Source organism: Tabrizicola sp. (genome assembly GCF_051645465.1).
Taxonomy (GTDB): Bacteria; Pseudomonadota; Alphaproteobacteria; order Rhodobacterales; family Rhodobacteraceae; genus Tabrizicola.
Window position 1 is genome coordinate 43,121 of record NZ_JBOFBI010000170.1, and the last position, 21,917, is coordinate 65,037.

Sequence of the window (21,917 nt, forward strand, 5' to 3'; positions counted from 1 at the left end):
GAGCCTCCGCTTCACCCCCGCCAAAGCCCCCCGAGCATGCCCTTCAAGGCCTCGACCGCCGCCTCGCCATCCTCGCAGGCAGGCCCGACCCGCACCGCAACCGTCGCCGCAAAGCCGAACGCCGCAAGCTTCCCTGGCCGGATCGTCACCTCAAAGCCCTTGGTCCCCGCGACCACCGCCTCAATCGCATCCTCGGCCCCAAAGCTCTCGTCATTCACCTCGAACCAGACCGGCCCGCCGCCGACAGGCTGACGGAAGAGCACATAGCCCTCCTCCTCATCCTCTCCCTCGGCAAAGCCCACGAAGAGCTGCCCTTCGTCCTCGACGACCGAGCCGTATGCCGCCTTGACTGTGATATCCGCCATTGCGACCTAACCCCGCCAGAAAAGCCAGACTGCCACTGCCAAGAGCGACGCCGCCTGCACGCGATGCATTCTTACCGAAACCGCCGGATCGGCAAGCGATCCCCTAAGACCACCGGCCAAACCGACGATCGTGCCATGCACTGCCGTTGCTACGGCCAGATAGACAGCCGACAACACCAATGCTTCGCTGACATCGGCGCTCTCTGTAAGGAAACCGGGCAGCACCGTAACGAAGAAGACCGCTGCTTTCGGGTTCAAGAGGTTGGATATAAGCCCCCGGTTGAAGCCGTCCGAACCCGTCTCGCCGCCGCCAGGAAGGTGATGCGCCGGATTGCCCGCATCGCGCCAGCTTTCCCAGGCCAGCCAGACCAGAAAGCCCACGCCCGCCAGATGCAACACAGTGTAAAGCTCCGGCCAGGCAGCTATCGCGGACGCAACCCCCAGCGCGGCCAGGAAGGCTTGCACCGCAAGGCCCAGCGTGATCCCCGCCACGGCTGCCAGCCCGGCCACGCGCCCGGCCGTGGCGGTCAGAAGCGCCAGCCACGCCATGTTGGGACCCGGCGTGATTTCCAGCACCAGGGCCGTGAGCAGGAATGACGCAAGGTTCGGAAGCTCTGGCACCCGCAGCGTCCTAGTGCCATTTCGCGACTGGCGGCAGGCTCATCAGGACCGCATTCGCGTCGTGACCGGTCTCGAGGCCGAACTTCGTGCCCCGGTCGTAGACAAGGTTGTATTCGGCATAAAGACCCCGGTGGATCAGCTGCACCTCGCGGTCGGCCTCGGACCATGGCGCGCCCAGCCGACGCTCGGTCACCGGCAGGAAAGCGGGCAGAAAGGCCGACCCTACCGCGCGGGTAAAGGCGAAATCCTTGTCCCAGTCGCCGGTGTTCAGATCGTCGTAGAATATCCCGCCCACACCGCGCGCGCGGCCACGATGCGGGATGAAGAAGTACTCGTCCGCCCAGGCCTTGAAACGCGGATAGTAGTCCGGCGAATGCGCATCGCAGGCCCGCTGCATCTCGGCATGAAAATGCGCGGTGTCCTCGGCATATTCGATGCAGGGGTTCAGGTCCGACCCGCCCCCGAACCACCACGCGCCGGGTGTCCAGAACATCCGGGTGTTCATATGCACCGCAGGCGCATGCGGGTTCGCCATATGCGCCACGAGCGAAATGCCCGAGGCCCAGAACCGCGGGTCCTTGTCCATCCCCGGCACCCCTCGCGCGGCCATGGCACGCTGGGCTTTTTCGCCAAGCACACCATGCACTTCCGACCAGTTGACCCCCACCTTCTCGAAAACCCCGCCGCCCCGCAGCACGCTCATCAGCCCGCCGCCGCCGTCTGCACGGGTGGTGGGCGTCACCTCGAACCGGCCCGGAGAGCCGCCGCCAAACCGGTCCTCAAGCCCCTCGAAGGCCGCCACGATCCGGTCGCGCAGGGTGCGGAACCAGGCCGCTGCCTCGGCCTTGCGGGTATCGAACGGATCGGTCATCCTGAAGCCTCCGGGGTCGCCTTTCCCTTACCTAGCACTGCCGCGCGCCGCTTTCCACAGCCCAAGGAGCGCCCGATGAAACGACTGATTTTCCCCGCACTTTTGCTTCTGGCGGCCTGCGGGACCCCGCAGGAACAGTGCATCAACCGCAACACCCGCGACCTGCGGGTGGTAGAGCGGCTGATCGTCGAGACCGAAGGCAATCTGCAGCGCGGCTACGCGCTTGTGACGGTGACAGAATACGAGGACTACTGGGGCACCTGCTATGAGACCACCACCGTCGACGGTCAACCTGTCGTCCAGCCCCGGCTCTGCCTGAAAGAGCGGTCCTATACAGTCGAACGGCCCAAGGCCATCGACCTGAACGAAGAGGCGCGGAAGCTTGACAGCCTGAAGACAAAGCGCCGCGAACTGGCCCGCCAGGCCGAGGCGGTGATCAAAGAGTGCAAGGCCCAATACCCGGAATGATCAATGCGCGGGTGCCGCCACCACGTCCAGAAGCCCGCGCCCGCCATCGACCGTAAGCACCTGACCGGTCACGAACCCCGCCGCGTCCGAGGCCAGAAACTGCACCGCCTCTACCAGCTCGGCGGGTGAGGCGATCCGGCAAAGCGGCGTCGCCTCGGTAATCTGGTCGCGATACCCCGGGTTCTCCTTCAACGCGGCCTGCAGGCTGGCGCTCATCACGCTGCCAAACGCCACCGCATTCACCCGGATCCCTTTCGGCGCCAGCGCCACGGCAAGCGACCTGGTCATCTGGTCCATCGCCGCCGCCGCCATCGAATAGGCAAGAAGCTCGGGCCGCGTCGCCTTGGCCGAGATCGACGAAAGGTTTACGATCGAGCCGAGCATCGTGCCGGCTTCCACTTCCGCCCGGGCTGCGTGCTGGATCATCCGCTTCGCCGTCATCTGCGAAATCCGCAGCGCCGACAGCACGTTATGCCGCCAAAGCTCTTCCACCCCATCCGCTTCGGGATTCAGGATGTCCGAGACAAAGGTCTTGCGGTTGGCGTTGACAAGAATGTCCACGCGGTCAAAGCAATCGACGGTGGCCGACAGAAGATTGGCAATCGCAAGCTTCTCGGTCAGGTCCCCGGCGAACATCCGGATCGGCCCCTCGGCCCGTGCCTCTTCGCCCACTTCGGCTTCAAGCTTGCCCTCGTCCATATCGGCGAACATCACGTTCGCCCCCTTGTCGACCAGGTGCCGCGCGATGGCGAGGCCGATACCCGATGCAGCGCCCGTCACGATGGCGGTCTTGCCGGAGATGGAGAAAGACATGGTTCAGGCCTCTTGGTCAGTCAGGGTTTGGCCCGTTTGGGCTTTGTGGCATGGATCACGCGAAAGCCGCTGTCGCTGACCACATCCTTGATCTCAAGGAAGCAGTCCGCCAACACGACGTCATAGGGCAGGTGCCGGTTTGCAACCAGCCAGAGGCTGCCGTCAGGGGCAAGCATGCGCCGGGCGGCCCGGATGAACGCGCCGCCAAGCGCCGGGTCGGCCTCGCGTCCGGAATGGAAGGGCGGGTTCATCACCACAGCATCCAGCAGCGTATCCGGCCGGAAGGTGGTGGCATCGGCCCAATGGAACCGCGTGCGGGGATCGGTGACGTTGACCTTCGCGCAGGTCAGTGCATCGGCCTCGGCCTCGACCAGGTCGAGTTGCTTCACGCCGGGGCGCGTCAGGATTTCCCGGGCGAGGTAACCCCAGCCAGCGCCCAGGTCAGCAACCTTGCCGGAAAGCTTCGCGGGAAGCGCAGTCGCCAGCAGCAGCGAACCGGGGTCAGGCCCATCAGCCGAGAATATGCCGGGCAGCGTCTGGAAACCGTCCACCAGATGCGGCTGGGCCCGCCAGTCGGACAGGTCAGGCCCTGCCGCAAACGAAGCCAGCTTGCCGTGCGCCTTTGAAAGGCTCTCGGACAACTCCACCCGGCCCCGAAGGTCCTTCAGCGCGGTATCGATCCCATCGGTCTTCTGCCCGTCGACCGCAATCCACCCGCCCGGACGAACCTCTGCCGCAGCCTGCGCGATCAGCGCGCGCGCTGCCTCGCGCGAACGCGGCAGGCAGACGATCGCTGCCGCATAGTCCGGCTCAGGCGTCACAGAGTAACCTGCGGCGAAATGGTCATGATCCGGCTTGAAGCCCGTCAGCACCACCACCCTTTCGCGGGGCAGCTCTGACAGGTCATCACCGATCCGGGGGCGATAGACCGCCATCTTTCCCCCAGAAGGAAGCTCCAACGCACCGCTTTGCAGCGCCAGGGACAGTCGGGCGGATCGCATGGGCGGGGACGAAGCCCCTAGACCCTTCTGCCAGAGGATTGCACGATCATTCCTTTTCCATCGTGCATTGCAGCGGGTGCTGATGGCGCCGCGCGAAGTCCATCACCTGCGCAACCTTCGTCTCGGCCACCTCGAACGAAAACACCCCGACCACCGCCAGCCCCTTCTTGTGGACCGTCAGCATGATCTCGAACGCCTGCGCGTGATTAAGGCCGAAGAACCGTTCCAGCACATGGACGACAAACTCCATCGGCGTGTAATCGTCGTTCAATAACAGGATCTTGTAAAGCGGCGGCCGCTCGGTCTTGGTCTTTGTCTTGGTCAGCAGCGACGTGTCATTCCCCGGGCCATCCGTCTTGTCGGACATGGTCAATGGGCGGATGGACACGGGTCTACGGGCTCCGGCTACGAGATTCGGGGGTTGCATCTGACATGCGAAATATAGCCTTTTTTGATCCGGCGAAAAGGGGCGGACATGCTGACGACGATTGGCTTCGATGCGGACGACACACTCTGGCAGAACGAGAGCTTCTTCCGCCTGACCCAGGACCAGTTCGTGCGGCTTCTTGCCGACCATGCAGCACCCGACCATCTGAGGGAGCGGCTGGAGGCGGCAGAGCGGCGCAATCTGGGTCATTACGGGTTTGGCGTGAAGGGTTTCACGCTGTCGATGATCGAAACCGCCATCGAGGTGACGGAGGGCCGCGTCTCTGCCAGCGTCATCGCCGAACTGATCGCCGCCGGCCGCGATATGCTGGAACATCCGATCGAGCTTCTGCCCCACGCGCGCCGAACGGTGACGTCCCTGGCGGCGGAATACCGGGTGGTGCTGATCACCAAGGGCGACCTTCTGGACCAGGAACGCAAGCTCGCGCAGTCCGGACTGGGCGACCTGTTCCACGGGGTCGAGATCGTCAGCCACAAGACCGCTGATGCCTACCGCATCATTTTCGACCGCCACGGAACTGGAGCCGATCAGGCGATGATGGTCGGTAACTCATTGAAATCCGATGTGATCCCGGCACTGGAGGCAGGGTCATGGGGTGTCCACATCCCGCATGGCATGACCTGGGCGCTTGAGGCCGCCGATCCGCCCGAGGGCCACCGGCGCTTTCATGTGCTCGCCGATCTCGGCGGATTGCCGGACCTGGTGGGCAGGCTGAAGCCCGGCCGCAACAGCTAGGGGCGGACGCCCCTGGATACCCCAGATATTGCTGGCCGAAAACCGGGGTGCAGCTTCGTTGCAACTACTTCAACTGCGCCCTGAAACCCTTTGTAATTTTTAGGTTTTCGGATCGCATTCTCTGTGCTAGCCTTCACCTCGAGGCAGAAAACGGCACCGGAAAATCCGGGCCAGCAGGCAAAAGGTGGGCGACGTGGCATCGCTTCTCGAGCGGATTTTTCGCGCAATTCTTATGATATTTGTCGTCAGCACTGTTGTGGTGACGTCACCCCTTCAAGCCGCACCCTTCGCGGCCATCGTGATGGACGGACGAACGGGCGAGGTTCTTTACGAAAAGAACGCCAATACCCGGCTTCATCCCGCGTCCCTCACGAAGATGATGACGCTTTACATCGCCTTTCAGGAGATCGAGGCGGGGAACATCACGCTCGACACCAAGGTGACGGTGTCGAAATACGCCGCCTCGCAGCCGCCCTCGCGGCTTGGCCTGAAACCGGGCCAGAAGATCGCGCTCCGCTATCTGATCCGTGCAGCGGCCATCAAATCGGCAAACGACGCGGCCTCAGCCATCGGTGATGCCATCAGCGGCGACGCCGCGGCCTTTGCCAAGCGGATGACGAAGACCGCGCGCTCGCTGGGGATGCACGACACCACCTTCAAGAACGCGAACGGCCTGACCGCGGATGGGCATCTCTCGACGGCCCACGACATGAACATCCTCGGCCGCCACCTCTTCTATGACTTCCCGCAGTACTACCACATCTTCTCGCGCCGCACGGCCGATGCCGGAATCGCGACCGTGACGAACACCAACTCGCGGTTTCTGGACGCCTACGAAGGCGCTGACGGGATCAAGACCGGCTACACCGGAGCTGCCGGCTTCAACCTGACAGCCTCTGCGCATCGCGGCAAGAAGCACATCATCGCAACCGTCTTTGGCGGCACGTCGACCGCAAACCGCAACGCGCGGATGGCCGAGCTGATGGACATCGGCTTTGGCAAGGCACGGAACAACGTGACCGAACAGCCACCAGAGGCCGCACCTGTGGACGATGCGCTGATAGCCTCGGTCGAAAACGGAATTGACGAGATCGATGCCGAGGGTGGCGCGGGCAAGATCGTCCGGGTGTCAGGCGCCGTGAAAACGTCTCCAAGGCCCAAGGCACGACCCGATCAAGCTACAGTTCCCGACGAAGTGGCGATTGCCATGGCCGAAGGCATCGAAGGCGCGCTTGCAGAGGCCACCGCAGAACCTGCACCCGAAGGAACACTGGAATTCCAGGCCGAGGCGATGGCTGCAGGCGAAGCTCCGGTCGAGACGCCACTCCCTGAAGCGACGGTCGACGAAGAAATCGCCGCCGCCGAAGCGCCCGAAGCGGTGGTCGAGGAAGAGGTAGCCCTCGCGGCTGCCGCGACCCCCGAAGCGGCGCCCGGAACACTCGACGCGCAGGCCGCGGCTCTCGCAACCGGTGCAGCACCCGCCGAAACCGAAATTGCAGCTTTGCCGCCTGAAGAGGCCCCCGCGCCCGAGATTGACCCTGCCCTGGCCGACATGAAGCCCAAGGCCCGGCCCGAAGCGCTTCCGGAAACCGTTGTTGCCGCAGCCGAAGCCCCGGCCGAAGTCCCGGTGGAAACGGCAGCGGCGCCCGCTGTAGAGGAACAGGCGGTCGAAGAAGTCGTGGTGGCAGAGGCCGCGCCGGAGCCCGAGCTGGTGGTCACGGACCCCGGTACCGAAGTGGCCGAGGCCGATCAGCCCGTCGCCCTTCTAGCCGACGTCACCGAAGTTGAAACTGTCGCGGGCGCCGCGACCGTCGCTCCACCAGAGGTCGAGCTGGCCGCAGCTGCGGTCGAGACCCCGAAGCGCCAAGCTCCGATTTTCGACGCGGTCGAGGCCGTCGAGGTCCCTGTCGAGGAAGCCCAGGAAGAAGTGGTCGTCGTGATGTCCACCTCGGGCGGACGGCACTTCGGGGTGAACGTCGGCGAATACCCTTCGCGCTATGAGGCGGAACGGGCGCTTCTCAAGACCGCGCTGGCCGAAAGCGCCACGTTGAACGAAGGAAACCGCCGGACCACCCAGTCGGGCGGCGTCTGGCGCGCCAGCTTCATGGGGCTGACCGAGGAACAGGCCGAACTCGCCTGCCGCCGCCTCAGCGCCCGCGCGATCCCCTGCGAAACCGTGGGGGGCTGAGCCATGGTCGCGCTCGTCTTCCCGGCTCTGCCGACTGTCACGCTCGCCGTCACCGGCCGCCCCGAACGCTTCCCGGTCCGCCGCATCTTCTGCGTCGGCCGGAACTATGCCGAGCACGCCAAGGAAATGGGAGGCGGCGACGAGGCTGAACCGCCCTTCTTCTTCACCAAGCCGGCCGACGCAGTGGTGGAATCCGGAACCCGCATTCCCTATCCTACGGCGACGGCGAATTTGCACTATGAAGGCGAACTGGTCGTCGCGATCGGGAAAAGCGGTGCGATGGTTGCCGAGTCCGATGCCGAAGCGATGATCTGGGGCCATGCCGCCGGCAACGACCTCACCCGCCGCGACCTCCAGGCCGAGGCCAAGGCCACCCGCCGTCCGTGGGACATGGCCAAGGGTTTCGACAAATCCGCCGTCGTCGGCGCAATCCGCCCCGGCCCTCTCCCGGACGCGACCTTGCGCTGCTCAGTGAACGGGGCGACCCGTCAAGAGGCCAGGACCTCGGACATGATCTGGACGCCCGCGTCGATCATCGCCGCCCTGTCACGGATGGTCAGCCTGTCACCCGGCGACCTGATCTTCACCGGCACGCCCGCAGGCGTTGGCCCGTTGAACCGGGGCGACACCTGCAAGGTCGAGATCGAGGGGCTGCAGTCAGCAACCGTGATGATCGCTTGAGGCCGGGACCCAAGTTTCTTAAGTAAGAAACTTGTCAAATTCCTTACTTAAGGAATTTGGTCACGGCTTCGGCCGGTCGTCCCAGTCCTTCGTGAGGATCCGGTTCGCATCGCCCTCCGGGTCGTCGAACTGCCGCGTGCGCAGCGCCCAGAAGAAGGCCGCGAGGCCGATCCCGCCCAGGAACAACGACACCGGGATCAGGATCGCCAGGATTTCCATCTACTTCAACCGCATCGCGTTCAAAGACACCGTAATCGACGACAGCGACATCGCCAAAGCCGCAGCCAAGGGTGTCGCCATACCCACAAGCGCCAAAGGCACGGCCACTACGTTGTAGCCCCCCGATATGAGGAAGTTCTCCACCATCCTGCGCGCCGACTGCCGCCCGATCCGGACCGCATCGGCAATCGGCGCCATGTCCTGCCCGAGAAGCACGATGTCCGACGCCACCCGCGCTGCATCCAGCGCCGTCGCGGGCGAGATCGACACATGCGCCGCCGCCAGCGCCGCCGTATCGTTCAACCCGTCGCCGACCATCAGCACCTTGCGCCCCTCGGCTGACAGCGCCGCCACCCGCGCGGCCTTGGCTTCGGGCAGAACGCCCGCCCGCCAGTCGGCGATCCCCAGCCTCTCAGCCAGTTCGCGCACCGGCGCCTCGGTGTCACCGGACAGAAGCTCCACCCGCAGCCCCGCCGCCTGCAGCGCGCGGACAGCCTCGGCCGCCCCAGGCCGGGGCCGGTCGGTAAAGACGAAGGCATGGGTGGCCCCGTTCAGGCTCAGGTAGGTCGCGGTGACTGGCAGCGCGTCAGCCCCGCACCAGTCGCCCCGGCCCAACCGCACCCGCCCGCCCCGCCACCGGCCCTCGACCCCGTGCCCCGGAACCTCGCGGATATCCTCCACCGCCACCGGAGCGATCCCCGCCGCCCGCGCACCTTCGGCCAAAGCCCGCGCCAGCGGATGCGACGACCCCGCCGCAAGTGCCGCCGCTACCGCCACCGCTTCGCGCGGTTGTTCAGCCAAAGCCACGGGTTCGGGCACCCCCAGCGTCAGCGTCCCGGTCTTGTCGAACACAACCGTGTCAACCTCCGCCAGCCGCTCCAGCGCCGTGCCGTGCTTGATAAGGAGTCCCTTCCGGAACAACCGCCCAGAGGCCGAAGTGATCACCGCCGGAACCGCCAGCCCCAGCGCACACGGGCAGGTGATGATCAGCACCGCTGCCGATATGTTGATGGCATAGCGAACGTCCCCCCCCCCGGTCGCCCACATCCAGTACCCAAAGGCGCTGAACGACAGGATGTGCACCAGCGGCGAGTACAGCTTCGCTGCCCGGTCGGCGAGGCTCGTGTACCGCGTCTTCGCCCCCTCGGCCACCGCCACCAGGTCCGCCATCCGGTGCAGCGAGCTGTCCTTCCCCGCCGCCGTCACGCGCACTGTCAGCGGTCCGGTCAGGTTCACCTCGCCCGCGCTGACCACAGTGCCCTCAGCCGCCTGAACCGGCAGGCTTTCCCCGGTCAAAAGGCTCCGGTCCACCTCCGACGCGCCCTTGACCACCACCCCATCAACCGGCATCCGCGCGCCGGGCCGGACCAGGACCGTATCGCCCGGCGCGACGGTCGAGATCGCACGTTCGACCTCCACTCCATCCTCAAGAACAACCGCGCGGGGCACTTCCAGCGCCGCCAGCTCCTCCGCGGCGGACCGCGCAATGGCCCGCGTCCGATGATCGAGATAGCGGCCCAGAAGCAGGAAGAACGCCAGCATCACCGCCGCATCGAAATAGGCGTGTTCCCCCGACATCCAGGTCTCATAAACCGATATCGAGGACGCCAGAATCAACGCCAGCGAAATCGGCACATCCATCCCCAGCCGCCCAGCCCGCAACGACGCCCAGGCCGAGCGAAAGAACGGCTGCCCCGCGAAGATCACGGTAGGCAGGGCAATCGCCCCGGAGATCCAGTGGAACAGGTCCCGCGTCGCGTCCTCGGCCCCAGACCAGACCGCGACCGACAGAAGCATCACATTCATCATCGAGAAGAACGCCACCCCCAGCCGCATCAAAAGATCGCGCCCCTGCCGGTCCGTCTCGGTCGCCGAAAGCTGGCCCGGATCGAGCTCATGCGCCTCCCGCCCCTCGCCCGCCAGAACAGCGATCAGCCAGGCGGGCGTCACCTCCGGTGCGGCATCGACGCTTACCCGCTTCAGCGTCAGGTTCACCCGCGCTGAACGCACCCCCGGCACCGCCTGCAACGCGGCTTCAACCGCCGAGATCGTCTCCGCGCCATCAGCCCCCGGCAGCGACAACACGATCCGCCCTTCCCGCTCGGCCCGAAGCGCCGCAATCCGCTCGGCTGCGGGCACCACCGCGCAGGCCGGGCAGGCGGAAACTGGGGCTCGTCCGAAGTCCTCGGCTACGGTCATCGCATCATTCCCTTACGAAAAGCTCGGACCTTTGCTCGAAGAACGTCCCGTCAGCGGCGCGGGCAGTGGCCTTCACAATCCACTTGCCCCGCGCCAGGTCCAGGTCAGCCGCGTAGGCATCGCCGACCAGAGAGAAGACCGGCCAGAGGTCATCCCGCGCTTCCGTGGCCCGACCGACCAGCACCTGCAGGTCCTGCACCCTGACCGGCAACCCATCGCGATCAGCGAAAGCCAGCTCCAACCGCCCGTCCACATAAACAGGCATCATCGTCCAGCCCAAAGCCTCCTGCGCGGCCTTGCGGTCATTGAACCCCTGGCTCGCGACGTAGGAGTTCCCCACCTCCAGCCCCGGAAAAGTGCTGACCGCCTTGAAGGCAAGAACGGCGTTCACCCCGATGATCACCGCAAATGCCCCGGTCGTGATCGCAAAGACATGCTTTCCCGTAAGCTCGGTCATCTCAACCCTCTTTCCCGTTGAAGATCGTATCGTGATGCACCCGGTTCGTCGTTCCCTGCTCTTCGACCCAGATCCGCACATCCGTCCGGTCACTGACCGCCGCCCGCGTTCCCGGCGCCGCTGTCAGGTAGACCCGCTGCGACATCGTCTCGTTCGCCGGCACATTCACCGTCAGCCCCTCAGCCCCCTCCAGCGACAGCACCACGAAGGCGTCCGAGGTGACGGCGATGGTGAACTGCGCGGCCTCGCCATGCATATTGCGCAAGCGCAGATCATAGGCATTGCGGATGCTGCCATCGGACAGCGTCACATAGGTCGGGTTCCGCACCGGGGTCACGTTCACGTCGATGGGCGAGCGCAGGAACAGCGCCACGATCAGCCCGACGCCGACCCCAGCCCAAAGCACCGTGTAAAGCACGGTCCGCAACCGGAACACATGCGCCCAGACGCTTTTCGCAGGCTTCCCCTCGCGCTCGCGAACCTCATCCGTCAAGGCGAGGTAGCCGATCAGATCGCGCGGACGACCGATCCGGTCCATCACGTCATTGCAGGCGTCGATGCAAAGCCCGCAGGTGATACACGCGAGCTGCTGGCCGTTCCTTATGTCGATCCCCATCGGGCAGACGTTGACGCAGGCCATGCAGTCGATGCAGTCGCCCGCACCCTCCGTTCCAAGCTTTCCCCGCGGCTCGCCCCGCCACTCGCGGTAGCCGATGGTCAGCGTATCCTCGTCCATCATCGCGGCCTGGATGCGCGGCCAGGGGCAGGCATAGATGCATATCTGTTCCCGAGCGAAACCGCCGAAGAAGAAGGTGGTCAGCGTCAGGATCAGCATGGTGGTGTACGCAACCGGGTGCGCCTGACCGGTGACCAGATCGCGCAGAAGCGTCGGCGCATCGGTGAAGTAGAAAATCCAGGCCCCGCCCGTCGCAAGCCCGATCAGGAACCAGACCACCCACTTGATCGCCCGCTTGCGGATCTTCTCGCCGTTCCAGGCCTGGTGATGCAGCCTGACCCTCGCGTTCCGGTCCCCCTCGATCCAGCGCTCGACCAGGATGAAAAGGTCCGTCCACACCGTCTGCGGGCAGGCATAACCACACCAGACCCTCCCCGCCGCCGAGGTAAACAGAAACAGCCCCAGCCCCGCCATGATCAGCAAGCCCGCCACGAAGTAGAACTCGTGCGGCCATATCTCGATCATGAAGAAGAAGAACCGCCGATGCGCCAGATCGACCAGCACCGCCTGATCCGGCAACGAAGGCCCCCGGTCCCAACGGAGCCACGGCGTGATGTAGTAGATGCCAAGCGTGACGCCCATTATCCACCACTTGAGCGTCCGGAAAGTCCCCTTCACCCGGCGCGGAAAGACGGGCTCGCGGGCGGCATAAAGGCTTGGCGGGGATTCGGTGTTCGACACGGAGGGACTCCTGGCGGACCTGCGTCCTGTCTTTCCAATCGGGCATTCCGCCCCGAAGGGCCTTGACCTGTATCAATAGACGCCCGGAACGAAGTCGCCCGAATGCGACATGGTGGCCCGAAGCCCTTTCACATTTGCCCAAATATCCCCGCGCGGCGCGCAAACCCGAGCCGGTTGTGCGCTCTTCGCGCACAGAGGCGAGACAAAAGGCTCGCGCGTAAGCGCTCAATTTCAAAAACCGCCCCAACCTGCGACACGACCGGGGGTAAAGCAAAAAGGGGGCCCGAAGGCCCCCTTTCCGGGCATGGCATCGACGGTGGTTCACTCCCCCCCACCTCGACCATGCACATAGAAGGCGACCGCGCGGATTTCGTCCTCCGTCAGCCGCTCGTTCCAGTCAGGCATCACCCCGAAGCGGGCATAGAAGATCGACTCGGTCACCGCCTCGCGCGACCCGCCGTAAAGCCAGATCGCATCCGTCAGGTTCGGCGCGCCCTGGGCACGGTCGCCCGTACCGTCATCCATATGGCAGCCGTTGCACCCCGCTTCAGTCCAGACCGTGGCCCCGGCAGCAGCAGCCGTCGCGTCATGCTCCTGACCCGAGATCGCGAGCACATGCTCGGTCACCTGGGCGATCTGGGCCTCGTCCAGCGCCCCATCGACCCCGAACTTCGGCATCTCCGAATAACGGGCGTCCGGGTCGGTGGTGTTGCGGATGCCGTGGGTGATCGTCAGGTGGATATCCTCCATCGTCCCGCCCCAAAGCCAGTCGTCGTCCAGAAGGTTCGGATAGCCCTTGCCCTCGAACCCGGCAGCGCCCGACCCGTGACAGGTCGCGCAGTTCGTCCGGAAGACCGCCGCCCCGGCGCGCTCGGCGTAGCCAGCAAGCTCGGGGTCGGCACCGATGGCGTTCAGATCGGCCGCGATCAGCTTTTCCTTGACCGCCGCGTTCGCAGCGTCGACCGCTGCAATCTCCGCCGCCACATCCGCACGCGTGTTTTGCCCCAGAAGACCAGGGGTCGCCCGCTCGATCAACGGCCACGCCGGATAGGCCACCGTATAGCCGATCCCCCAAACGATCGTCGCGTAGAACACCCACACCCACCACCGCGGCAAGGGGTTGTTCCACTCCTGGATCCCGTCCCACTGGTGGCCGGTCGTCTCCACCTGCGGCGGCTCTTTCTTCAATGGCTTGGCGCACATGGCCTTACGCCTCCTTCTGGGCAGGGGTGACTTCCGCAGGACGGTCGTCATTGCGGAAGATCGAATTTGCGACCTCGTCATGGGTCTTGCGACTGCCAGGCCGGAAGGCCCAGACGCAAACCCCAAGGAAGCCCAAAGTCATCGCCAGCAGGAACCAGCTGTCCGCCAGATGGCGCAGGAAGGAATAGGTTTCCATCATGTCCCCCTTACCGGTTCGCCACAGGCGTGAAGGTCGAGAAGTCGACCATCGTGCCCAGGACCTGCATGTAGGCGATCAGCGCGTCGAGCTCGGTCGTCTCCGGTTGGCCATCGAAGTTCCGCACATTGACCGGCGTCCCGAAGGCGTCCTCGCCGTACCGCTCCTCGAGCCCCGAGCTGTCGCCCAGCGGATCGACCTGCGCTGTGAAATCGGCCAAGGCGTTCTCGACCATCTCGTCGGTATAGGGCACGCCCGTCATCCGGTGGGTCGCGACCACATCCTGGATGTACCGCCCGTCGATCACCGTATTGGCGAGGAACCCATAGGGCGGCATCACCGACTCCGGCACTACCGACTTGGCGTTCTCGAAGTGGTCCTGGTGCCACTCGTCCGAATAGCGCCCTCCCACCCGCGCCAGGTCCGGCCCGGTCCGCTTCGACCCCCAGAGGAACGGCCGGTCATACATCGACTCCGCCGCCAGCGAGTAATGCCCGTACCGCTCCACCTCGTCGCGCATCGGGCGGATCATCTGGCTGTGGCAGCCATAGCAGCCCTCGCGGATGTAGACCTGCTGGCCCGCCAGTTCCAACGGAGTGTAGGGACGCATCCCCTCGACCTTCTCGATCGTGTTCTCGAGGTAGAACAGCGGCACGATCTGCACGATCCCCCCGATGGTCACGACCAGAAGGCTGAGGACCATCAGCAGCGTCGCGTGGGTCTCAATCGCCCTGTGCTTGTCAAGAATTCCCATTGTCCCGCCCCCCTATTCCGCCGGAACCAGTGAGTTCTGCGTGGCCTTCGCAGGCTGCGCCCGCACTGTCATCCACAGGTTCCAGCACATGATCAGCGCGCCCGTCAGGAACAGCGCACCACCGGTCGCCCGCACCACATACATCGGGAACTTCGCGGCCACCGTGTCGGCGAAGGCGTTCACCAGGAACCCGTTCGCATCGACTTCGCGCCACATCAGGCCCTCCATGATCCCGGTGACCCACATCGCCGAGGCGTAAAGCACGATCCCGATCGTCGCCAACCAGAAGTGCCAGCTGACCAGCTTCAGGCTGTACAGCCCCTCCCGGTTCCAAAGGCGCGGCACCAGGAAGTAGAGCACCCCAAACGTGATCATCCCGTTCCAGCCCAACGCCCCGGAGTGCACATGGCCAATCGTCCAGTCAGTGTAGTGGGAAAGCGAGTTGACGGCCTTGATCGACATCATCGGCCCTTCAAAGGTCGACATCCCGTAGAACCCGATCGAGACCACCATCATCCGGATGATCGGATCCGTCCGCAGCTTGTCCCAGGCCCCCGACAAGGTCATCAGCCCGTTGATCATGCCCCCCCACGAAGGCATCCACAGGATGACCGAGAACACCATCCCAAGGGTCGAAGCCCAGTCCGGCAAGGCGGTGTAGTGCAGGTGGTGCGGCCCCGCCCAGATATAAAGGAAGATCAAAGCCCAGAAGTGGATGATCGAAAGCTTGTAGCTGAAGACCGGGCGCTCAACCTGCTTCGGCACGAAGTAGTACATCATCCCCAGGAACCCCGCCGTCAGGAAGAAGCCCACGGCGTTGTGGCCGTACCACCACTGCACCATCGCGTCCTGCACGCCCGAATAAAGCTGCACCTGCGCCGAGCCGAACACCGACACCGGGATCGCCGCATTGTTCACCAGATGCAGCATCGCCACTGTCAGGATCATCGACAAAAGGAACCAGTTCGCCACGTAGATGTGGGGTTCCTTCCGGCGGAAGAGCGTGCCCATGAAGACCACCAGGAAGGCGACCCAGACGACTGTGATCAGGATGTCGACGTACCAGACCGGCTCGGCATATTCCTTGCTTTGCGTCGCCCCAAGAACATAGCCCGTGGCCGCCAGCACGATCACCAGCTGCCAGCCCCAGAAGACGAACCAGCCAAGGCCACCGCCGAAGAGACGCGCCGCACTGGTGCGCTGGACGATGTAGAACGACGACATGATCAGCGCGTTCCCGCCAAAGGCAAAGATCACCGCGCTGGTGTGCAGGGGGCGCAGACGGCCAAAGTTGCCGTAGCCCTGCAGGAACTCGAAGTTCAGCTGCGGAAACGCAAGCTGCAGCGCGATCACCACGCCCACAAGGAAGCCGACCACGCCCCAGAAAGCCGTCGCAATCGCCCCCGCCCGCACGACCCCGTCGAAGTACTCGTGGCGGAGGTCCGGCTTCGGGTCGCCCGCCGTGCGCAGCACGTACAGAAATGCGATGCCAGCGGCCAGCATCACGGTGATCGCGTTGACCAGATACGCCAGGTCACGGGCGTAGTTGGCGGCAATGGCGGCCAACACCGCGAGAAGGCCCAACCCCGCCAGCTTCATATAATCCCACATAGTTCGCGTCCCCTCGTCCTGTCTGTCGGTTCCGCGGCCAAACGGACCGACCCCGGGCTGCCCGTGCTGGACACTCCGACTGGCCGACTTGTGCAGTGCAGCCGGGCTCACCGCCTTGATCTGGGTCAACCGCCATTCTGGCCTCAATTGACCTCGGTCAAGGTACAGGGGTCCCCAAGGCGTAAGGTGACCGCAGAGTTTTCACGGGAGATGACCATGGCTTACAAAACCCTGCTGAGCGTCGCCACTTCACCCGACGGTCTTCTCACCACGGTTTCCGCCGCTGCGCAGATCGCGCAGGCGATGGACGCGCATCTTGATGGCCTGGCGCTAGGCGTTGACCGGACGCAGGTCGGCTACTCCTATGTCGGTTCCGGCGCCGTCGTGATCGCCGCTGCCCTCGAACGGGCCGAGGCCGAAGCGCGGGAAACGGAAGCCGCGCTGAACGCGGCCATCGGCGCGCAGCCCCAAGCACTGCGGTCTTCGGTCGACTCCGTCGTGACCCAGCTCGGGGCCCTGACCGATGTCGTGGCGGCCCGCGCCCGGTACGCTGACCTTGTCGTCCTGCCGCTTCCCTACGGCAAAGGCCGGGGGATCGAGGATGAGGCCGTCACCGAAGCCGCGCTCTTTGAAGGCATGGCGCCGGTTCTGATCGTGCCTCCCTCCGGCATGAAGCCGGGCGAGCCCAAACGGATCGTCGTGGCCTGGAACCAAAGCCGCGAGGCGCTGGTCGCCACCCGCCGCGCGATGCCGTTCCTCCGCCGGGCCGAGATGGTGCAGATCGTGGTCGTCGACCCGCCCACCCACGGGCCGGAACGGTCCGATCCCGGCGGGCTTCTCTGCCAGATGCTGGTGCGCCACGGTGTCCGGGCCGAAGTCTGTGTCCTGGCCCGCACGCTGCCCCGCATCTCGGAAGTGCTCGCCCGCCAAGTCCGCGACGTCGACGCGGGGCTTCTCGTCATGGGCGCCTACGGCCATTCCCGCTTCCGCGAGGCGATCCTTGGCGGCGCCACCCGCGACATGCTGGAAGCCGCCGAGGTGCCGGTGTTCCTCGCGCATTGACCTGCATATACCCGGCGATGAGCTGGCGTCGCCGGGCTTGCATCGGTCGCAGGTTTGACGGCAGAGTTGGCCTATGCTGCTGAGGCATCTGGCCAGCACGCCCGCGCAGCCTTCATTCAGAGCAGGTGATGATCTGTCTAGCCGCAGCACGCTCATTCAAGCGCGTCTTTGCATTGATCAGGTCCAGTTGATGAAAACCCTCGGCGCCTTCGTCCTTTTCTTGGTGGCATCGCAAGGCCAGGCCGCCTGCGTTGACTTTGGCACCAAACCGTTCCTCGAAAACATCGAGATAGTGCAGCTGTGCATCGGGCCAGAATGCGAAACTGCGGCCAGGATCAGGTCATGTGGCAACAAGGACTATTTGTCAGCGGACTATAGCGCCGTGTCTGCAAGCTGGCTCTTCCGCGTCCGCTACGGCGACCACGAGAGTGATACCGATAGCCAGTTCGCCGTCCTTCGCGATGCGATCGATCCCGCCGACCGTCCATTGGGCGTCGTAAATGGAAAAGAGGTCTGGATGCTGGATCAAGGCATCCCGCTGGACGCGGACATTCTACAGAAAATTGTCTGCATTCCCGAAAGCACCCCCAGTGCTTGCGACTTCATCGACGCAGTGCTGGATAACCTGCGCCGATCATAGCCTTCGGCAGCGTACCGGGTTTCAGATCACTCCGGCCCCCTGATCCGCGTCTCGATGACCGGCACGGCAAATGCAGCCCGTCCTGATCTTCTCCCCTTGGGAACGACGTCAGCCAAGCCCGAGCGGATCCCGATGACCAAACCTGAACGAATCCCTAATGCGCACCGATAACCCATTGATCTTTAATGGCTCAAGTTTCTGGGCACCGTGCCCACTACTCGGCCGACAGTTTCGTCATCTCCTGGACCGCCGTCTCCCGCAGGGCCCGCAGGTCGGCGATCGAGGCCTCCAGTTCCGCCCGCTGCCGGTCCAGCTCGACCAGCTGCCGGTCGGCCAGCTGAAGCCAGGCCTCCAACTGCGGCCTCTCACCTTTCTTGCCATAGATCGACAGCCACTGCCGGATTTCCTCCAGCGAAAAACCAAAACGCCGCCCCCGAAGGATCAGCTTCATCCGCGCCACCTCACGCGGCCCGTAGTACCGGGCGCGACCGTCTTTCTCGGGCGACAGAAGCTCGATGTACTCATAGTAGCGCAGCGTGCGCGGCGTCACGTCGAACCTGGCGCACATCTCCTTGAAACTAAGCCGGGTCTCCGTCATGCACTGTCCTCCCCTCGGTAACCTAGGCCCGGTCAGGGTTTCGTGCAACGGTGTCGGAAGGGGTTGCGTTCCTCCGGCCCCGGCGGTTTGATGCCGCCCGGTGACCCCATGCCCGACATCGAAGCCATCGCCCGCAAGTTCATCGAAGCCCTGCCGCACAGCCACGCGCTGGGGATGCGGCTTGAAGCGATCGGTGAGGGAACCGTCACGATCTCCATGCCCTATGATCCGCGGCTGATCGGGGACCCGGCGACCGGCGTGATCCATGGCGGCGCAGTCTCGGCCCTGATGGACACGGCCTGCGGAGCAGCAGTCATGAGCCATCCGGGCGCAGGGATCTCCACGGCCACACTCGATCTCCGGATCGACTACATGCGCCCCGCGTCCCCTGGCCAAAACATCCGCACCCGCGCCGAGTGTCACCACGTCACCCGAAGTGTGGCCTTTGTCCGGGCCATCGCGACCGACGACGACGAAAGCCGCCCCGTGGCCACCGCAACCGGGGCCTTCACTGTCGAGCGGGGACCGGCATGAAGCGGCCGGAGCCCGTTCACATCGTCAAGCAGCGCCGTGAGAGCCTCTTGCGGAGCCTGGTCGACGGTGTGCCCTACATCCAGTTTCTCGGCGTCGAGTTCGACCGGCGTGGCGACGAGCTGACGGCAGTCCTGCCGTTCAAGGAAAGCCTTATCGGCAACCCGGTGCTCCCCGCGCTCCATGGCGGGGCGACGGCGGCATTCCTGGAAATCGCCGCTATCATCGAACTGTCGTGGAGCATGCTCTGGGACGGGGTCGAGGCTGAGGGCACCCTGCCCGGCGGTCCTCTGAAGCTGCCAAAGACCATCGACTTCACCGTGGATTACCTGCGTACCGGCCTGCCCCGCGATGCCTATGCCAGGGCTCGGGTCAATCGCTCGGGCCGCCGCTATGCCTCCGTCCATGTCGAGGCCTGGCAGGACAACCGTTCGCGCCTCTTCGCGCAGGCCACCGGCCACTTCCTGATGCCCCCCGGCCCCGGAGCATGATCGAGATCACCCACGGCCGCGTGCTGCGGATCGCGGGGCCAATTGTCCTGTCGAATATCACGGTTCCGCTTCTCGGCGCGGTGGATACCGGCGTCATTGGCCAGTTAGGCGACCCGGCAAGCCTTGGTGCCGTCGGGATCGGCGCGGTCATCATCACAACGTTCTACTGGGCCTTCGGTTTCCTGCGGATGTCGACCTCGGGCCTTGTAGCTCAAGCCGAAGGCGCGGGCGACCAGGCCGAGCGGTCGGCGGTCCTGCAGCGCGCGCTGGTCGTGGGGGCGGCGGCGGGGCTGGCGCTGGTCGCCGCACAGGTCGCGCTCTTCGCGGCCGCCTTCGCCATAGCTCCCGCCAGTGCCGAGGTGGAGCGGTTGGCTGGCCAGTATCTGTCGATCCGCATCTGGGGCGCCCCGGCGACCATCGCGATTTACGCGCTGACCGGCTGGCTGGTAGGGCTCGGGCGGACACGCGGCGTCCTGGTTCTGCAGCTCTGGCAGAACGGGGTGAACATCGGATTGGACTTCTGGTTCGTCCTCGGCCTTGGCTGGGGCGTACCGGGGGTAGCGGCCTCGACGCTAATCGCCGAATGGTCGGGGCTGGCGCTCGCGCTTTGGCTGACACGCGATGCCTTCGGCCCGTCTTTCCGCGCCGGGTTTGCCCGGCTTGGAGATCGCGTTGCGATCCGGCGGATGTTCACGACCAGCCGCGACATCATGGGACGGACAGTGATCCTGATGCTGTCCTTCACCGCGTTCGTCTTCCTTGGCGCGCGGTTCGGCGATGTGACCCTGGCCGCCAACCAGGTGCTGATGCAGTTCCTTGAGGTGACAGCCTTCGCGCTGGACGGCTTTGCCTTCGCCGCCGAGGCGCTGGTCGGCCAGGCCGTAGGCGCTCGCTCGGCAGCCCAGACCCGCGCGGCAGGGCGCATCTGCATGCAATGGGGTATCGGCGGGGCGGTCGGGCTTGCGGCGATCTTCGCGGTCACCGGGCCCTGGGTCATCGACCTTCTGACGACCTCGCCCGAGGTCAGGGCCGAGGCGCGGGACTACCTGCCATGGCTCGTCGCCGCGCCCCTGATCGGTGTCGCGGCCTGGATCTATGACGGCATCTTCATTGGCGCGCTCCTGACGGGCGACATGCTGAAGGCTATGCTCATCGCGGTGGCCTTTTATGCGCTGGCGCTGGCGGTGCTGGTGCCGCTTGGCGGAAACCATGGGCTTTGGGCGGCGCTGATGGTGCTGAACGCGGCACGCACGGCAACCCTTTGGCATCGCTATCCCAAGGTCCTCGCGCTGGCGGAGCGCCGGTAGGGCTTGCCTTGCCCCCGCCAGCCGGGCCATGATCCGCCCCGCCACAGGGGAGAGTCATGCGGAAATTCCTGGTCGTGCTGGACGACAGCCGCGAGTGCCTGAACGCGATGCGCTTTGCTGCGCTGAGGGCGGCGCATACGGGTGGGGGGGTCACGATCCTGTCGGTCATCCCGGCCGAAGAGTTCCAGACCTGGATGGGCGTCGCTGACCTCATGCGGGCCGAAGCGCGGGAACGGATCGAGGCGCATTTCGAGGTCTTCGCGAAATGGATGCGCGACAAGCAGGGGGTGAACCCCGAGCTTGTGATCCGTGAGGGCGATCCGGTGAACGAGATCATGGCGCTCGTGAACGAAGACCCCGAGATCGGGGTGCTGGTCCTGGGGGCCGGCACGGACAAGGCGGGGCCTGGGCCGCTGGTCACGGCGCTAAGCCGCACCTCCGGAAGCCTGCCGATCCCCATTACCATCGTGCCGGGGGACATGTCGAAAGAGCGGTTGGAGAGCATCACCTAAGCGTGTCCCACGGTGGGACATTTTTTAAAGCATTGATTTCGCTTCATTTCTTCAAGCGCTAACGAATTGGTAAGGTTTCAAGGCAGAGCAACGGGACATGACGGAAGAGCAGGCGGGCAAACCAAAGGCGAAGACGGGTCTTGCGCATCTCTGGGCTGCAGCGGGGTATTCGGCGGCGGGCGCGCGGCGGATGTGGCGCGAGGCCGCCTTCCGGCAGGAGCTTGCGGCGCTGGTGGGGTTTTGCCTGCTGTTTCTGCTGGTGGGCGCCCAGGCGGGAGAGTTTCTTGGACTTCTGGTCCTTGGGCTGATCGTGATGGCGATCGAGGCACTTAACACGGCGATAGAAGAGGTAGTCGATCACGTCTCGCCCGGCTGGTCAGAGTTCGCAAAGAACGCCAAGGATATGGGATCTTTCGCGGTGATGTGCGCCCTGGTTGCGACGGGGCTTTATGCGGCGTGGGTGGTGTTTATGTAGTGTCCCTATCGCCTCCGCCGGTCTTAAATTTTTCGACGAAAAATTTTAGACCGG

General features: G+C 64.9%; 26 protein-coding genes. 11 read left to right on the forward strand and 15 right to left on the reverse strand.

Features of this window, described 5'->3' with window-relative positions:
* Positions 1-11: 11 nt before the first annotated feature.
* The 3 genes from ACRCSW_RS10940 to hemF are packed head-to-tail and all read right to left on the reverse strand — an operon-like array spanning position 12 to position 1,857.
* Positions 12-365, reverse strand: coding sequence for a hypothetical protein (locus ACRCSW_RS10940; protein ID WP_438705006.1), 354 nt, complete (start codon positions 363-365; stop codon positions 12-14).
* Positions 366-371: 6 nt separating this feature from the next.
* Complete coding sequence (locus ACRCSW_RS10945; RefSeq protein ID WP_438705008.1) at positions 372-986, reverse strand: LysE family translocator; 615 nt, start codon at positions 984-986, stop codon at positions 372-374.
* A gap of 10 nt (positions 987-996) precedes the next feature.
* A complete protein-coding gene (gene hemF, locus ACRCSW_RS10950; protein ID WP_438705009.1) occupies positions 997-1,857 on the reverse strand; it encodes an oxygen-dependent coproporphyrinogen oxidase in 861 nt (286 codons plus the stop codon).
* A 75-nt stretch (positions 1,858-1,932) separates the two neighbouring features.
* Between hemF and ACRCSW_RS10955 the strand changes: the two genes are divergently transcribed.
* The gene (locus tag ACRCSW_RS10955; protein ID WP_438705011.1) at positions 1,933-2,325 is read left to right on the forward strand and encodes a hypothetical protein; all 393 of its coding nucleotides are present in this window, start codon (positions 1,933-1,935) and stop codon (positions 2,323-2,325) included.
* On the opposite strand, the gene ACRCSW_RS10960 is transcribed toward ACRCSW_RS10955, so the two are convergent.
* The 3 genes from ACRCSW_RS10960 to clpS are packed head-to-tail and all read right to left on the reverse strand — an operon-like array spanning position 2,326 to position 4,506.
* Entirely contained in the window at positions 2,326-3,138 is an 813-nt protein-coding gene (locus tag ACRCSW_RS10960; RefSeq protein WP_438705012.1) for an SDR family NAD(P)-dependent oxidoreductase, read from the reverse strand.
* A 20-nt stretch (positions 3,139-3,158) separates the two neighbouring features.
* Positions 3,159-4,139, reverse strand: a complete 981-nt coding sequence (locus tag ACRCSW_RS10965; protein ID WP_438705014.1) for a class I SAM-dependent methyltransferase — start codon at positions 4,137-4,139, stop codon at positions 3,159-3,161.
* 46 nt (positions 4,140-4,185) lie between these two features.
* On the reverse strand, positions 4,186-4,506 hold the full coding sequence (gene clpS / locus ACRCSW_RS10970) for an ATP-dependent Clp protease adapter ClpS (protein WP_438705052.1): 321 nt from the start codon (positions 4,504-4,506) through the stop codon (positions 4,186-4,188).
* 108 nt (positions 4,507-4,614) lie between these two features.
* Between clpS and ACRCSW_RS10975 the strand changes: the two genes are divergently transcribed.
* From ACRCSW_RS10975 to ACRCSW_RS10985, 3 genes are all read left to right on the forward strand, one after another.
* Positions 4,615-5,322: an HAD family hydrolase gene (locus ACRCSW_RS10975; RefSeq protein WP_438705016.1), complete on the forward strand. Its 708-nt coding sequence runs from the start codon at positions 4,615-4,617 to the stop codon at positions 5,320-5,322.
* 232 nt (positions 5,323-5,554) lie between these two features.
* On the forward strand, positions 5,555-7,510 hold the full coding sequence (locus tag ACRCSW_RS10980) for a D-alanyl-D-alanine carboxypeptidase family protein (RefSeq protein WP_438705054.1): 1,956 nt from the start codon (positions 5,555-5,557) through the stop codon (positions 7,508-7,510).
* A gap of 3 nt (positions 7,511-7,513) precedes the next feature.
* Entirely contained in the window at positions 7,514-8,191 is a 678-nt protein-coding gene (locus ACRCSW_RS10985; protein ID WP_438705018.1) for a fumarylacetoacetate hydrolase family protein, read from the forward strand.
* Between the two features lie 60 nt (positions 8,192-8,251).
* On the opposite strand, the gene ccoS is transcribed toward ACRCSW_RS10985, so the two are convergent.
* The 8 genes from ccoS to ccoN all read right to left on the reverse strand — a co-directional run bounded on the left by ccoS (position 8,252) and on the right by ccoN (position 16,247).
* On the reverse strand, positions 8,252-8,410 hold the full coding sequence (gene ccoS / locus ACRCSW_RS10990; protein ID WP_438705019.1) for a cbb3-type cytochrome oxidase assembly protein CcoS: 159 nt from the start codon (positions 8,408-8,410) through the stop codon (positions 8,252-8,254).
* Complete coding sequence (locus ACRCSW_RS10995; protein ID WP_438705021.1) at positions 8,411-10,609, reverse strand: heavy metal translocating P-type ATPase; 2,199 nt, start codon at positions 10,607-10,609, stop codon at positions 8,411-8,413.
* Positions 10,610-10,613: 4 nt separating this feature from the next.
* Positions 10,614-11,066: a FixH family protein gene (locus ACRCSW_RS11000; RefSeq protein ID WP_438705023.1), complete on the reverse strand. Its 453-nt coding sequence runs from the start codon at positions 11,064-11,066 to the stop codon at positions 10,614-10,616.
* Position 11,067: 1 nt separating this feature from the next.
* Positions 11,068-12,483 carry a cytochrome c oxidase accessory protein CcoG gene (gene ccoG / locus ACRCSW_RS11005; RefSeq protein ID WP_438705025.1) on the reverse strand — a complete coding sequence of 472 codons (1,416 nt, stop codon included), beginning with the start codon at positions 12,481-12,483 and terminating at the stop codon, positions 11,068-11,070.
* 321 nt (positions 12,484-12,804) lie between these two features.
* Positions 12,805-13,686, reverse strand: a complete 882-nt coding sequence (gene ccoP, locus ACRCSW_RS11010; protein ID WP_438705027.1) for a cytochrome-c oxidase, cbb3-type subunit III — start codon at positions 13,684-13,686, stop codon at positions 12,805-12,807.
* 4 nt (positions 13,687-13,690) lie between these two features.
* Positions 13,691-13,882, reverse strand: coding sequence for a cbb3-type cytochrome c oxidase subunit 3 (locus ACRCSW_RS11015; protein WP_438705029.1), 192 nt, complete (start codon positions 13,880-13,882; stop codon positions 13,691-13,693).
* Positions 13,883-13,892: 10 nt separating this feature from the next.
* On the reverse strand, positions 13,893-14,636 hold the full coding sequence (ccoO, locus tag ACRCSW_RS11020; protein ID WP_438705030.1) for a cytochrome-c oxidase, cbb3-type subunit II: 744 nt from the start codon (positions 14,634-14,636) through the stop codon (positions 13,893-13,895).
* Positions 14,637-14,648: 12 nt separating this feature from the next.
* Positions 14,649-16,247, reverse strand: coding sequence for a cytochrome-c oxidase, cbb3-type subunit I (ccoN, locus tag ACRCSW_RS11025; protein WP_438705032.1), 1,599 nt, complete (start codon positions 16,245-16,247; stop codon positions 14,649-14,651).
* Positions 16,248-16,463: 216 nt separating this feature from the next.
* On the opposite strand from ccoN, the gene ACRCSW_RS11030 reads away from it, so the two are divergent.
* Positions 16,464-17,309 carry a universal stress protein gene (locus ACRCSW_RS11030; protein WP_438705034.1) on the forward strand — a complete coding sequence of 282 codons (846 nt, stop codon included), beginning with the start codon at positions 16,464-16,466 and terminating at the stop codon, positions 17,307-17,309.
* A gap of 73 nt (positions 17,310-17,382) precedes the next feature.
* On the forward strand, positions 17,383-17,949 hold the full coding sequence (locus tag ACRCSW_RS11035; RefSeq protein WP_438705036.1) for a hypothetical protein: 567 nt from the start codon (positions 17,383-17,385) through the stop codon (positions 17,947-17,949).
* A gap of 214 nt (positions 17,950-18,163) precedes the next feature.
* Here the strand turns inward: ACRCSW_RS11035 and ACRCSW_RS11040 are convergent, their stop codons facing one another.
* Entirely contained in the window at positions 18,164-18,547 is a 384-nt protein-coding gene (locus tag ACRCSW_RS11040; RefSeq protein WP_438705038.1) for a MerR family transcriptional regulator, read from the reverse strand.
* A gap of 108 nt (positions 18,548-18,655) precedes the next feature.
* Between ACRCSW_RS11040 and ACRCSW_RS11045 the strand changes: the two genes are divergently transcribed.
* The 5 genes from ACRCSW_RS11045 to ACRCSW_RS11065 all read left to right on the forward strand — a co-directional run bounded on the left by ACRCSW_RS11045 (position 18,656) and on the right by ACRCSW_RS11065 (position 21,863).
* Positions 18,656-19,081 carry a PaaI family thioesterase gene (locus tag ACRCSW_RS11045; protein ID WP_438705040.1) on the forward strand — a complete coding sequence of 142 codons (426 nt, stop codon included), beginning with the start codon at positions 18,656-18,658 and terminating at the stop codon, positions 19,079-19,081.
* A complete protein-coding gene (locus ACRCSW_RS11050; RefSeq protein WP_438705041.1) occupies positions 19,078-19,569 on the forward strand; it encodes a PaaI family thioesterase in 492 nt (163 codons plus the stop codon). Before ACRCSW_RS11045 ends, ACRCSW_RS11050 begins: the two co-directional genes overlap by 4 nt.
* Positions 19,566-20,876: an MATE family efflux transporter gene (locus tag ACRCSW_RS11055; RefSeq protein ID WP_438705043.1), complete on the forward strand. Its 1,311-nt coding sequence runs from the start codon at positions 19,566-19,568 to the stop codon at positions 20,874-20,876. Before ACRCSW_RS11050 ends, ACRCSW_RS11055 begins: the two co-directional genes overlap by 4 nt.
* Positions 20,877-20,932: 56 nt before the next feature.
* A complete protein-coding gene (locus ACRCSW_RS11060; protein WP_438705045.1) occupies positions 20,933-21,388 on the forward strand; it encodes a universal stress protein in 456 nt (151 codons plus the stop codon).
* A 97-nt stretch (positions 21,389-21,485) separates the two neighbouring features.
* The gene (locus ACRCSW_RS11065) at positions 21,486-21,863 is read left to right on the forward strand and encodes a diacylglycerol kinase (protein WP_438705047.1); all 378 of its coding nucleotides are present in this window, start codon (positions 21,486-21,488) and stop codon (positions 21,861-21,863) included.
* Positions 21,864-21,917: the final 54 nt, after the last annotated feature.